Here is a 12,477-nt window from a genome sequence, read left to right as displayed (position 1 = left end):
GGTCACAGCACTAGCTCTCCAGGTACGCCTCGACCTCGGTGGCGAAGGCCACCGGGGTCTCGTGGGGCGGGTAGTGACCCGTGCCGGGCAGGGTCCGGATCAGGCAGTTCGGGTACCAGGCCTGCCAGGTGGCCCGCATGACCTCGGCGGTGAGCGCGAGGTCGTACTCCCCGACCAGGACCAGCACCGGCACGGTGTTGCCCTTCACGGCGGCGGACAGGTCCAGCGGCTGCCAGCTCGCGAGGTAGCCGGCGAAGGCCTCGGGGCGCGAGACGGCCAGAGAGTGGGCGACCATGCGCTCCAGCCAGTGCCGGCTCACGCGGTTGCCGGTGACCAGGTCGAGGATGGCGCGGCGCTTGCCGGGGTCGTCGGCGGCGCCGTGGAAGAGGGCGTGGGTCGCGTCGTCCATCGCGTACGGCGAGGCCGGGACGGGGGCGATCCCGACCAGCTTCTCGATGCGTTCCGGGGCGCGGACCAGTACCTGCTGGGCCGCCTTGGCCCCCATGGAGTGGCCGATGAGGGAGAAGGTGCCCCAGCCGAGCTGGTCGGCGAGTTCCAGGACGTCGTCGGCGATCTCGGGAAGGCTGTAGCGCCCGGCCACGTCGCGGCGGTCTCCGTAGCCGCGGTAGTCGAGGAAGGCGTACGAGAACCGGCCGGGGTCCAGGTGGTCGAGGACGGACCCCCAGTTGGCGCAGGTCCCGAACCAGTCGTGCAGCACGATGACGCGGACGGGCCCGGTGCCGATCCTGCGGTGGGCGACGGCCATGCGTTCTCCCTCGGTGGCGGGGATGGGGATTCCGACGCCGTACGTACTGCCCACCGGGGCTGCCCTCACACCGCGCGGCCCGCATCCCGGGCCGCAGGCCCGCCCCCGCGCCGCCCCCGCCGCCGCGGGTTGCGTGCTGCGGCCGACGGCCACCGCTCCGGCGGCCTCACCGTGCCGGAGCGGTGGCCGTCGCGGACGGCGCAGGACCGGGTCAGACGGTCTTGAGCGCCGGGTCGGAGATGCCCGGGGCGCCCGTTTCCACGTGGCCGGCGAAGCGGCGCAGGAAGGTGGCGTCGGCGGCGGAGACCACCTTGACGTCGTACCAGCGGCCGGTCGCGCGCAGGTCGACCGTGTGGGAGACGGTGGCGCCGGGACCGACCCGGAAGGTCTGGGCCGCGCCTCCGTAGGAGTTGGTCACCGTGAGGTCCACCGCGGCCGCGCCGGCGTTGGTCAGGGTGAGCGCCAGGTTTCCGGTGGCGTCCACGTGGCGGGCCGTCACCTCCGGGCCGGCCTTCTTGGCCGGGCCCTTCCAGGTGCGCAGGAAGCCGTTCGGCCCCCAGACGGTGAGGTCGATCCGGTTGCCGGTGGAGCTGCTGGTGCTCCAGGTGTCGGAGAGGGTCTTGCCGGCCTCGACCGTGTAGGGCCACGGGCCGTCCGTGCGGTTGCCCGAGGTGCTGTGGAAGTGGGCGCCGAGGGTGGGGCCGGAGGCGAAGGTCAGGGTGAACTTGCCGGTGGACACGGTGGCCCTGCCGTCCGCGTACGGGCTGTAGCCGAGGGCGCGGGTCGGCTTGGAGCCGGCCTCCTGCCCGGGCAGGGTGCCCGTCGCCGGCGGGACCGGGTGGTAGGACGGGTGGGTGTTGCGGTCGGGCGGAACGTATCCGGCCGTCGACGGGAGCGCGGCCGGGGAGGCGTCCGCCCGGGTGAAGTCGAAGGCAGAGGTGAGGTCGCCGCAGACCGCGCGCCGCCACGGGGAGATGTTGGGCTCGTGCACCCCGAAGCGCTTCTCCATGAAGCGGATCACCGAGGTGTGGTCGAAGGTCTCGGAGCAGACGTAGCCGCCCTTGCTCCACGGGGAGACGACGATCATCGGGACGCGCGGGCCGAGCCCGTAGGGGCCGGCCGCGTAACCGCCGCCGCCCGCGTACAGGTCGCGCGTCACGTCGGCCGTGGACAGGCCCCACGCGGAGGAGGCGGGCGGGTACGGCGGGACGACGTGGTCGAAGAAGCCGTCGTTCTCGTCGTAGGTGATGAAGAAGGCCGTCTTCGCCCACACGGCCGGGTTCGCGGTCAGTGCGTCGAGGACCTGCGAGATGTACCAGGCGCCGTAGTTGACGGGCCAGTCGGGGTGCTCGCTGAAGGCTTCGGGGGCCGCGATCCAGGAGACCTGGGGCAGGGTGCCGCGCAGCACGTCGGCGCGCAGCCGGTCGAAGTAGCCGTCGCCGGCCTTGGCGTCGGTGCCCGTACGGGCCTTCTCGTACAGGGCGCTGCCGGGCTGGGCGTTGCGGTAGGAGTTGAAGTAGAGCAGCGAGTTGTCGCCGTAGTTCCCGCGGAAGGCGTCGCTGATCCAGCCCCAGTGGCCGGCCGCGTTCAGGCCGTCGCCGACGTCCTGGTAGATCTTCCAGGAGACCCCGGCGGACTCCAGCCGCTCGGGGTAGGTCTTCCAGCCGTAGCCGGCCTCCTGGTTGCCGAGGACCGGGCCGCCGCCGGTGCCGTCGTTGCCCGTGTGGCCCGTCCACATGTAGTAGCGGTTGGGGTCGGTGGCCCCGATGAAGGAGCAGTGGTAGGCGTCGCAGACGGTGAAGGCGTCGGCGAGCGCGTAGTGGAACGGGATGTCGTTCCGGGTCATGTACGACATGGTGGTGGCGGTCTTCGCCGGGACCCACTTGTCGTACTTGCCGTTGTTGTAGGCCTGGTGGCCGCCGGCCCAGTCGTGGTTGAGCCCCTCGACGAACTGCATGCCCAGGTCGTCGACCTGCGGGTGGAAGGGGAGGATGTCCTTCGTCCCGTTGGACTGGTGGAAGACCGGCTTGCCGTTGTCCTGGAGGACCGGCCGCGGGTCCCCGAAGCCCCGTACGCCCTTCATCGACCCGAAGTACTGGTCGAAGGAACGGTTCTCCTGCATGAGCACGACGACGTGCTCGACGTCCCGGATGGTCCCGGTGCTGCCCTGCGCCGGAATGGCGGCGGCCCGCGCGATGCTCTCGCTCAGCATCGTCGCGGCGGCCGTGCCGCCGGCGATCTGCAGGAACCTGCGGCGGTTCAGTTCTGCCATGGTGTGACGACCTCTGGGGGTGAGGGGAGGGGAGTCGAGGGGCGCCCCAAGGACAGCGGCCCAGGGGTACCGGACGGCGATCCCTGTCCGACACGGGGGCGTACAGCGGGAGAACGAAAGGCCCTGCCCGCACCGGCCCCGCGCCCGGCCCCGCGCCCGGCCCCGCGCCCGGCCCCGCGCCCGGCCACGACGGTAGGCGGACCGCGCGCCGGACAACAGCCCCCGGGGACGGGCCACTTCGGACCGTCGGGCGGACCGGGCGTACTCATCCGGCCCGTGCGCGGATCTGAGTGCCCGTACTCAGGTCCGGGAGAGGGCGGCTTGTCATCGTGTGGACATGCCTTTCCAGCCATGTGACCCGCACCCGCGCGCAGGGATAACCGCCGTCGGCAGTCTGCTGCCCGAGGACGCCGTGTCCTCGGACGCCCTCCAGGCGGAGGTGGCGCGACGCAGCGGGCTCGCGCTGCCGCAGGGCCTGCTGCGACAGGCCACCGGGATCGTCTCGCGCCGGGTCGCGGGCGAGGGGGTGTACGCCTCCACGCTCGCCGTCGGCGCCGGGCGCCGGGCCCTGGACGCCGCCGGACTGGACCCGCTCGACGTCGACCTGCTCGTCTTCGCCTCCGCCTCCCGGGACCTGGTCGAACCGGCCACCGCCCACATCGTGCAGGCCGCACTCGGTTCGCGGGCCCACGCCGTGGACGTCACCAACGCCTGCAACAGCTTCGTCAACGGCATCGACCTGGCCCGGTCCGCGATCCTCGCCGGCCGGGCCCGGAGGGCGCTGGTGGTCACCGGGGAGACCCCGAGCCGGGCGGTGCGGACGGCGCCCGCCGACTTCGCGGAGTTCCGCTCGGGATTCGCCGGCTACACCTTCGGCGACGCGGGGGCGGCCGTGGTCGTGGAGGCCGTGGAGCGGGGAGGGATTCTCGACGTGGACACCGCGACCCACTCGGAGCACTGGGAGGTCGGCGGCATCCCGGGCGGCGGGTCGCGGCACCCGCGCGGGGACGCGTACACCTACTTCCAGGGCGACGGGCACGAGCTGCGGGGCGTCTTCGAGAAGGTGGGCACGGCGGTCATCGACCGGACCCTGCACCGCACGGGCATGGACTGGGACGGCTTCGCCAAGGTGCTGGTCCACCAGGTGACGGTGCCCTACCTGGAGCGGTTCGCGGAGCTGACGGGGGTGCCCGCCGGGAAGCTGGTGGTGACGGTGCCCGAGCTCGGGAACATCGCGAGCGCGAGCATCGGGGTCCAGCTGGACCGGGTCTTCGGGGAGCTGGCCCCCGGCGAGCGGGTGCTCTTCGTCGGCCTCGGCGGCGGCATCAGCATCATGACGATGGTCTGGGAGAAGTCGTGAGCGGGCCGCTGTGGGTGGTCGTGCCCGCGCACGAGGAGGAGGCGCGGCTCGCGCAGACCCTGGACGCGCTCGCCGCGCAGCACGACCGCGACTTCACCCTGCTGGTCGTGGACAACGCCTCGACCGACCGGACCGGCGCGGTCGCACGGGAGTTCGCTACGCGCGCGCCGTTCGCGGTGGAGGTGATCGAGGAGCCGGAGAAGGGGGTCGGCTCGGCCGTGGACACCGGCTTCCGGTACGCGATCGGCCGGGGCGCGGCCCTGCTCGCCCGCACCGACGCCGACTGCCTGCCGCGGCCCGGCTGGACCGGCGCCGCGCGGGCGGCGCTCACCGACCGCCCCGGGCTGGTCTGCGGGCGGATCACCGCCCGGCGCGACGAGCACGGCCCGCTCGGCCGGGCCGGTTTCGCCGCGCTGGTCCGGCTCGCGGCCCTGTTCGGGCGGCTGCGCCCGGAGCACGCCCGGCGCCGGGGCTACCGGGCCCCGTACCGCATGCACGCCGGGAACAACATGGCCGTCACCGCCGAGCTGTACCTGGCCGTCGGCGGCATGCCGCGGCGCCCGTCGCCCACCGACCGGCTCTTCCTCAACGCCGTACGCCGCCACACCGACCGCATCACGCACTGCCGGTCGATGGTCGTGGAGAACTCCACGCGGCGGCTGCGCGCCTACGGGATCACCGGCACCGCCCGCTGGTACCTCGACCAGGGCAGCGGCGCGCACGGAACGGACCCCCGCTGATGCTCGACCGACTCGACCACGCGCTGCGCGCCCGTCCCGGCCTGCCCGCCGTGCTCACAGCCACCCGGACCGGGGCGCCCCGGGTGCACACCACCCGCGGTGAACTCGCCGAGCTGTCCGACGCGTTCGCCGCCGCCCTGCACGCGCGCGGGCTGCGCGCCGGCGACACCGTGGGCGTCGCCGTACGGCCCGGCCCCCGGGCGCTGGCCGTCCTGCTCGCCCTGTGGCGGCTCGGACTGCGCGGGGCCGTGCTCGACCCGGGCACGGGGCCCGACGTGCTCCGCGCCCGGCTGGCGCTGGCCCGGCCCTCGCTGGTCCTCGCCGACGCGGCCGCCCAGGCGGTGGCGGGCTGGGCCCGGCCGCTGGCCCGCCGGGCGCGGCTCGCCCTGCCGGACCTCGCCGAGCTGGGGCCGGTGGCCACCGTGGGGCGTCGGCTGCCGGGCTGCGCGCCCGCGCTCGACCCGGCGGCGCCCCGGGCGGGCGTGCCGGTCCACGGGGACTGCGACGGCGACGCCGTGATCGTCTTCACCTCGGGGACCACTTCCCGGCCGCGCGCCGTGGTCCACACCCGCTCCGGCCTGGCCGCCGGGATGTCCGCGGTCGCCTCGCTCATCGACCCCGCCCCGGACCGGCCGGTGCTGGGCGGCACCTTCTTCGTCCTGGTCCCCGCCCTCACCGGCGGTGCGCCGGTGGCGCTGCCGGCCGGCCGCCCCCGGGTACTGGCCCGGCAACTGCACCGGCTCCGGCCCCAGGACACGTACCTGACCCCACCGCGGCTGCGGGACGCGCTGGACGCGGGCGCCCGCTTCCACGGCCGGGTGTGGACGGGCTCGGCGCCCGCCGGCGCCGGGCTGCTGGAGCGGGTCCGCGACGCCGGGGCCGCACAGGCGTGGGGGGTGTACGCGCTCACCGAGCTGTTCCCCGCCGCCGCGGTCGAGGCCCGCGAGAAGTCCGCCTTCGACGGCGCCGGCGACCTGGTCGGCGCCCCGCTGCCCGGTGTCCTCGCCGAACCGGACGCGGACGGCCAGCTGCTCCTGTCCGGCCCCGCCGCCCGCGACCGCTACCTCGGCGAGGAGCCCGACCCGTGGATCCGTACGGGCGACCGGGCGCGGCTGGACGGAGCGGGCCGGATCGTCCTGGAGGGCCGGTGCAAGGACATGGTGCTGCGCCGGGCCGAGAACATCTACCCGGGGCTGTACGAGCCGGCCCTCCAGGTGCCGGGGGTCGAACTGGCCGTGCTGGTCGGGGTCCCGGCGGGTGACGGCGACGAACGCCTGGTCGCGGTCGTCCAGCCGCAGCGCGGCGCGACCGAGGACGCCCTGCGGGCCGCCCTCGCGGAACCGGTCCGCCGCATGGGCTCCGCCCGCCCGGACGCCCTGCTCTTCGCCCGCATCCCCCTGTCCGGCCGCTCCCGCAAACCGGACCGGGCGGCCACGGCGACCCTTGCGGCGCAACGCCTGGCCCCACCGGCATGACCCCGGCCGCCGGTGGGGGCGGGGACCCGGGCCCGCCCGGGCCGGGGTGCCCCCGCAGGACGAGCGAACCGCCCCCGCCCCACCCACCGGCACCGCACGGGTTCGCGAGCCGAGGAGACACCCCGCAGGGGCCCCGCCCCACGCCCCGGCACCGTCTGCGGGCGGCACGGGGGCACCCCCGCGCCCCCAACCCGAACCCCGCCCCCCCCACCGGCCCCACTCGGCCGCACCGCCAAGCCCCCCCGCCCCCCCCGGAGGCGCACCCCGTGCCCGCCACACCCCTGCCCCGCGCGGCCCGACGCCGTGACCGACGGGTCTACACCCGCAGCCACCCCCTGCTGTTCGCGCTGCTCGCGCTCGGCGCCACCCGCGGGCGGCCCGTCCGCCGCATCGGACGGACCCTGCTCGTGCACGACCCGGACGCCTACCGCGAGGCGCTGACCCGGCTGCCGCTGGACCGTACGGCGGCCGGCACCACGGGCGGCGCCGCGCGGGCCGCACTGCGGGGCGACGGCGGCGTGCTGTTCGACCAGGAGGGAGGCGACCACCGCGCGGACCGCCGGGACCTCGCGGCGCGGCTCGGCACCGCGGGAGTGGAGGAGCTGCGGCGGCTGTGGCAGCCCCTGCTGCCGCGCGCCCTCGCACCGCTCGCACACGGCGGCGAGGTCGACGTCGTCCCGCTCGCCCGGGAACTGGCCGGGACGGTGGTGCGCGCGCTGCTGGACTGCGCCGCCGATCCGCTGACGGTGGCCGGGGCCGCCGCCGAGGCCGCGGCCGCCTCCGTACGCAGCCACCTTCCCGGGCCGCCCCGCCCCGGCGCCCGGGCGGCCGCGGCCCGGACCGCCGACCGGCTCCGTCACCTCCTCGACCCCGTCCCCGGCGGCAGCCACCCCCGCGGTGCGGGCGCCCGCACCGACACCGACACCGACCCCGGCGCCCCCGACACCGCCCTGGCCGCGATGCTCGCCGTCGCCACCGTCAACACCACCGTCGCCGCGCTGCCCCGCGCCGCGGCCTGGTGCGCCGACGCCGGCCTGTGGGACCAGGCGGCCGACGCGGCCCTGCGGCCCGCGCTGGTCGAGGAGCTGCTTCGGGTGACGGCGGCCTCGCCGGTGCTGCCCCGGGTGGCCGCGGCGGCGGGCGTCGTCGGCGGCTGCCCGGTGCGCCCCGGCGACCGGCTGCTGCTGGTCGCCCGGCACGCCGCCGACGCCCACCGGCGCGACCCCGACGCCAGGGTCCCCGCCCCGCCCGCCGTGGCACGGCTGGTGTTCGGGGCCGGGCCGCACGCGTGCCCCGGGGCCCGGCTGGCCCACGTCCTGCTGGGGGACGTACTGGCGGAGCTCGCCCCCTACCGGCCGGTGGTGACCCGGTCCCGGGTGGACCGGCGGGCGGCCCTGCCGGGCTGGCGCACGCTGACGGTACGCGCGACCACGAGCCCGACCACCCCCGGCACGGCCACCGCGAGCCCCACCGCCCCCGGCACAGCCACCCCGGGCACCACCACCGCGAGCCCGACCGCCCCGGGCACGGCAACCGCGGGCACCACCACCGCGAGCCCGACCGCCCCGGGCACGGCAACCGCGGGCACGGCCGCCCCCGGCCCGACCGCCCCAACGCCGGCCCCCCGGACCGCCCCGTGACCCCCCGCATCGCCGTGACCGGCGCCTCCGGCTTCTGCGGCGGCCACGTCGCCCGCGCCGCCGCCGCGGTCGGGGCGGACGTGGTCTGCGTCAGCCGCCGACCCGGCCCCCTGGGGGAGCACCGCTTCTGGGACGCCGCCCGCGCCGAGCCGGACCTGGCGGGGGTCGACCTGGTGGTGCACTGCGCGGCGGCGGTCGGCGACCCGGCCCCCGGCTCCCCCGCCGAGGCGGAGCTGCACGCGGTGAACGTCGACGGCACCGAGCGGCTGCTGCGGGCCGCCGCCGGCCGGCCGGTGGTGTGGGTGAGCAGTGCCAGCGTCTACGATCCGCGGCTGGACCGGAGCCTGGTGCGCGAGGACCATCCGCGGGCCGGCCACCTCAACGCGTACGGCCGCACCAAGGCGGCGGGCGAGGCCCTGGCCCTGGCGGCGGGCGCGGTGGTGCTGCGCCCCCGGGCGGTGTACGGCCCCGGCGACACCCAGCTGCTGCCGCGGCTGCTCTCCCGGGTCCGCGCCGGGACCCTGCTGCTACCCGGTCCGGACGTCCGGCTGAGCCTGACGGCGGTGGAGGACCTCGCCGCGGCCTGCGTGGCGGCGACCGGCTGGGAGCCGGGGGCGTACAACATCGCGGACCCCGAGCCGTACTCCCGCGACGGCGCCGTACGGGCGGTGCTGCGCGCACACGGCGTGCGGGCCCGCATCCGGCACCTGCCGGTGGGCCTGGCCCGTACGGCGGCCCGCGCCGCGGAGGCGCTGGCGAGGGCCGGCGAGCCGGCGCTGAGCCGCTACGCGGTGGACCAGCTGGCCCGCCCCGTGGTCCTGGACGTGCACAGGGCCCGGTCCCGGGGCTGGACCCCGGGCCGGACCCTGGAGGACTACCTCAGCTCTCTGCGGGGGTGAGCCGCAGCGAGATGGAGTTGATGCAGTACCGCTGGTCGGTGGGGGTCGGGTAGCCCTCGCCCTCGAAGACGTGGCCGAGGTGCGAACCGCACCGCGCGCAGCGGACCTCGGTGCGGACCATGCCGTGCGACCGGTCCGAGATCAGCTCGACCGCGTCGGTGTCCTTCGGGTCGAAGAAGGACGGCCAGCCGCAGTGCGACTCGAACTTCTCCGTGGAGCGGAACAGCTCGGCCCCGCAGCCCCGGCAGGAGTAGACGCCCTCCGTCGTGGTGTCGGTGTACTCACCGCGGAAGGCCGGCTCGGTGCCCGCGAGGCGCAGCACCTGGTACTCCGACGGGGTCAGCTCCGCCTGCCACTGCTCGTCCGTCTTCTCGACCTCGTACGCCATGACGTTCCCGCTCCCTCAGCTCGACAGCCGGGCGATCGTCTCCAGGATCCGGGGTCCCAGATCCGTGACGTCGCCCGCGCCCATGGTGAGAACGAGATCGCCGGGCTTCGCCATTCCCGCGATGACGTCGGCGACGGCCTCCTTGGAGTGCTCGGCGGTGACGTCGGCGCCCGCGGACCGGGCTGCCGCGATGATCAGCTCGCTGGTGACGCCGGGGATCGGGTCCTCGCGGGCCGGGTAGATGTCGAGGACCACGGAGGCGTCGGCCAGGGCGAGGGCCTGGCCCATCTCCTTGCCGAGCTCCTGGGTGCGGGAGAAGAGGTGGGGCTGGAAGACGACCAGGATGCGGGAGTCCCCGGCGGCGCCGCGGATGGCCTCCAGGTCCGCGCTCATCTCGGTGGGGTGGTGCGCGTAGGAGTCGATGACCTGGACGCCGGCGGCCTCGCCCTTGAGCTGGAGACGGCGCTTGACGCCGGTGTACTTGCCGAGCGCCGAGGCCAGGTTGTGGGCCGGGATGCCGAGGGCGACGCCGGCGGCGAGGGCCGCGACGGCGTTGTGCGCGTAGTGGCGGCCGGGGACGGAGACGGTGAAGGTGAGCATCCGGCCGGCGATGGTGACGGTGACCTCGCTGGTCAGGCCGCGCGGAGTGATCTTGGTGATCCGGACGTCGGCCTCGGGCTCCTCGCCGTACGTGACGACGTTCAGGCCTTCGGCGCCCCGGACCCGGCGGGCGATCTCGGCGGCGCCGGCCTGGCCGTGGGCGATCACCAGGGTGCCGCCGGGCACGATCTTGGACACGAAGGTCTCGAAGGACTCGTAGATCTCGTCCATGGACGCGTAGTTCGCGTGGTGGTCGAGCTCGGCGTTGAGGATGATCGCGACCTGCGGGGCGTACTTGTGGAAGCTGCGGTCGCTCTCGTCGGCCTCGGCGACGAAGATGTCGCCCTCGCCGTGGTGGGCGTTGGAGCCGGGGGCGTCCAGGTCGCCGCCGATGGCGTACGAGGGGTCCAGCCCGAGGGCTGACAGGGACACCGCCAGCATCGAGGTGGTGGTGGTCTTGCCGTGCGTGCCGGCGACGGCGATCGGGCGCAGGCCGTCCATCAGGGCGGCGAGGGCGTCGGAGCGGTGCACCACGGGGATGCCGAGCTCGGCGGCGCGGGCCAGCTCGGGGTTGTCCGCGCGGATGGCGCTGGAGACGACCACGGAGGTGGAGTCGGCGGCGAGGTGGCCGGCGGCGTGCCCGATGTGGACCGCGGCACCGTGGGCGCGCAGCGCCTGGGCGGTCTCGGAGTCACGGGAGTCGCTGCCGGCGACCTGTGCGCCGCGCTGGGCGAGGATCTTCGCGATGCCGGACATGCCGGCGCCGCCGATGCCGATGAAGTGGGGCCGTTCCATGGCGGTCGGCAGGCCGGGCTTCATTCAGGTCGCTCCAGGAGTCGGTTGCGCTTGTCTTACGGGGTGCACGCCTGTGCTGGTCCTACAGCGTGCGCGCCCAGCCTATTCGTTGTGGGCGAAGAGCTTGAGCACCGGAACGCCGACCATGTGCCGGGCGCGGGAGGCCCAGTCCCGGTGGAAGAACTCCTCCACGAAGTGCGGGGCGGTCAGGACGATCACCTCGTCGGCGCCGGTCTCCTCCACGACGGCCTTCAGCTTGTCGAGCGGGTGCCGCCCGACGAGCCGGCCGGTGGCCCTGGCCCCCTTGCCGCGCAGGGCGTTCAGGGAGTGGGCGAGGGCCTGGGCGGCGGGTCCCTTGGCGGCCTCGCCCTCGGGCTCCTCCCCCTCGTGAACGGCCTCGGGAAGCTCGCCGAGCGCCACGTCGTCGATGGCGCGCAGCAGTCGGTCCTGGTCGCCCCGGGGCTGCATGAGCACGACGAAGGAGACGGGGTCGTCCCCGTGCAGGGTGGTGACGAAGTCCACGTCCACCGTGGTCAGCGGCTGCTCGATCATCAATACGCTCGTGAACACGGACGCCCTCTCCTTCATGGGCCGAGGCCGGCTGCCCGGCCCCTGCGGAAACCATCCTGCCCCGCTCTCACACGGGGCCTGCGCAGGTATATGTGCCCAGCGGAAGCTAAGCGGAACGACAAATTCCGCCCCTTGTCAGATCCGACGGTAGCTGGTGAACAGGAACCCGGCCTCCTCCAGTACGCAGGCGGGCGCCAGCCGGTGCGGAAGCGCGACCGAAGGGCCGCCGGAGATCCTCTGGGCGTCCCCCGCCGTCAGCATCGGGGAGATCGTCAGACACAGCTCGTCCAGCACGTCGGCGGCCACGAACTGGCCGAGCAGCCGGGGTCCGCCCTCGGTGAGCTGGCGGCGCAGCCCCCGCGCGGCCAGCTCCCGTACGGCCCGCGCCGGGTCCACGGCGGACCCCTCGCCCGCCACCACGACCTCGGCGCCGGCCTTCACGGCCTCGGCGACCCGGGCGGCGGGGGCGGCGCTGCCGGTGACCACCAGGGTCGGCACCAGGGGGGAGGTGAACAGCGGCAGGGCGAAGTCCAGGTCCAGGCCCGAGGTGACCACCGCGATGGCGGGGGCGGGACCCTGGCCCGCGGCCTCCCGGCGGGCGGCGAAGGCCTCCCGGGCCCGGGCCGGGCGGTAACCCTCCTGGCGAACCGTTTCCGCGCCGACGACCACCACGTCGGCCAGCGCCCGCAGGGTGCCGAAGATCCGCATGTCGGTCTCGCCGGAGATCGGCTGCGAGCGCCCGTCGTGCTGGGCGGCGCCGTCCAGGGTGGAGACCATGTTCGCCCGCAGCCAGTGCTCCCCGGCGCCGAGGGAGGGGTAGGCGTAGGCCTGCGCCAGTTCGTCCAGCGACCACTCGCGGTCGGCCGGCCCCCCGGGCGGGGCAGGTGTCTGATCGGTCACAGGGAACAGGCGTCGCATCGGTGCAGTGTGCCACGCCCCGTAGAGTTGAGTGCTGTGTCGACCTCACTCACC

At 75.4% G+C, this 12,477-nt stretch carries 11 protein-coding genes; 5 read left to right on the top strand and 6 right to left on the bottom strand.

The window, feature by feature from the left end; genetic code table 11:
* Window positions 1-10: 10 nt before the first annotated feature.
* Both ACFWU6_RS29000 and ACFWU6_RS28995 read right to left on the bottom strand, forming a co-directional pair.
* Window positions 11-766: an alpha/beta fold hydrolase gene (locus ACFWU6_RS29000; RefSeq protein WP_383800282.1), complete on the bottom strand. Its 756-nt coding sequence runs from the start codon at window positions 764-766 to the stop codon at window positions 11-13.
* A 211-nt stretch (window positions 767-977) separates the two neighbouring features.
* On the bottom strand, window positions 978-3,038 hold the full coding sequence (locus tag ACFWU6_RS28995) for a phosphocholine-specific phospholipase C (protein WP_383983873.1): 2,061 nt from the start codon (window positions 3,036-3,038) through the stop codon (window positions 978-980).
* A 337-nt stretch (window positions 3,039-3,375) separates the two neighbouring features.
* Between ACFWU6_RS28995 and ACFWU6_RS28990 the strand changes: the two genes are divergently transcribed.
* The 5 genes from ACFWU6_RS28990 to ACFWU6_RS28970 all read left to right on the top strand — a co-directional run bounded on the left by ACFWU6_RS28990 (window position 3,376) and on the right by ACFWU6_RS28970 (window position 9,152).
* On the top strand, window positions 3,376-4,398 hold the full coding sequence (locus ACFWU6_RS28990; protein ID WP_383800287.1) for a 3-oxoacyl-ACP synthase III family protein: 1,023 nt from the start codon (window positions 3,376-3,378) through the stop codon (window positions 4,396-4,398).
* A complete protein-coding gene (locus tag ACFWU6_RS28985; RefSeq protein ID WP_383800290.1) occupies window positions 4,395-5,138 on the top strand; it encodes a glycosyltransferase in 744 nt (247 codons plus the stop codon). Before ACFWU6_RS28990 ends, ACFWU6_RS28985 begins: the two co-directional genes overlap by 4 nt.
* On the top strand, window positions 5,138-6,613 hold the full coding sequence (locus ACFWU6_RS28980; protein WP_383983871.1) for a class I adenylate-forming enzyme family protein: 1,476 nt from the start codon (window positions 5,138-5,140) through the stop codon (window positions 6,611-6,613). Before ACFWU6_RS28985 ends, ACFWU6_RS28980 begins: the two co-directional genes overlap by 1 nt.
* A gap of 266 nt (window positions 6,614-6,879) precedes the next feature.
* A complete protein-coding gene (locus tag ACFWU6_RS28975) occupies window positions 6,880-8,253 on the top strand; it encodes a cytochrome P450 (protein ID WP_383983869.1) in 1,374 nt (457 codons plus the stop codon).
* A complete protein-coding gene (locus ACFWU6_RS28970; protein WP_383800299.1) occupies window positions 8,250-9,152 on the top strand; it encodes an NAD-dependent epimerase/dehydratase family protein in 903 nt (300 codons plus the stop codon). The genes ACFWU6_RS28975 and ACFWU6_RS28970 overlap by 4 nt, the downstream gene beginning before the upstream one ends.
* On the opposite strand, the gene msrB is transcribed toward ACFWU6_RS28970, so the two are convergent.
* The 4 genes from msrB to ACFWU6_RS28950 all read right to left on the bottom strand — a co-directional run bounded on the left by msrB (window position 9,133) and on the right by ACFWU6_RS28950 (window position 12,423).
* Window positions 9,133-9,540, bottom strand: a complete 408-nt coding sequence (gene msrB / locus ACFWU6_RS28965) for a peptide-methionine (R)-S-oxide reductase MsrB (protein ID WP_383800302.1) — start codon at window positions 9,538-9,540, stop codon at window positions 9,133-9,135. The genes ACFWU6_RS28970 and msrB overlap by 20 nt on opposite strands.
* A gap of 15 nt (window positions 9,541-9,555) precedes the next feature.
* The gene (gene murC / locus ACFWU6_RS28960) at window positions 9,556-10,959 is read right to left on the bottom strand and encodes a UDP-N-acetylmuramate--L-alanine ligase (RefSeq protein WP_383983867.1); all 1,404 of its coding nucleotides are present in this window, start codon (window positions 10,957-10,959) and stop codon (window positions 9,556-9,558) included.
* 78 nt (window positions 10,960-11,037) lie between these two features.
* Window positions 11,038-11,505 carry an indole-3-glycerol phosphate synthase gene (locus ACFWU6_RS28955; RefSeq protein ID WP_383800307.1) on the bottom strand — a complete coding sequence of 156 codons (468 nt, stop codon included), beginning with the start codon at window positions 11,503-11,505 and terminating at the stop codon, window positions 11,038-11,040.
* Window positions 11,506-11,640: 135 nt separating this feature from the next.
* Window positions 11,641-12,423 carry a pyrimidine reductase family protein gene (locus ACFWU6_RS28950; protein ID WP_383983865.1) on the bottom strand — a complete coding sequence of 261 codons (783 nt, stop codon included), beginning with the start codon at window positions 12,421-12,423 and terminating at the stop codon, window positions 11,641-11,643.
* Window positions 12,424-12,477: the final 54 nt, after the last annotated feature.

It is taken from the genome of Streptomyces sp. NPDC058674 (assembly GCF_042716505.1).
In the GTDB taxonomy this organism is placed as follows: domain Bacteria; phylum Actinomycetota; class Actinomycetes; order Streptomycetales; family Streptomycetaceae; genus Streptomyces.
The sequence above is the reverse complement of the archived record's forward strand: the minus strand, read 5'-3'. Positions and strand labels throughout refer to the sequence as shown.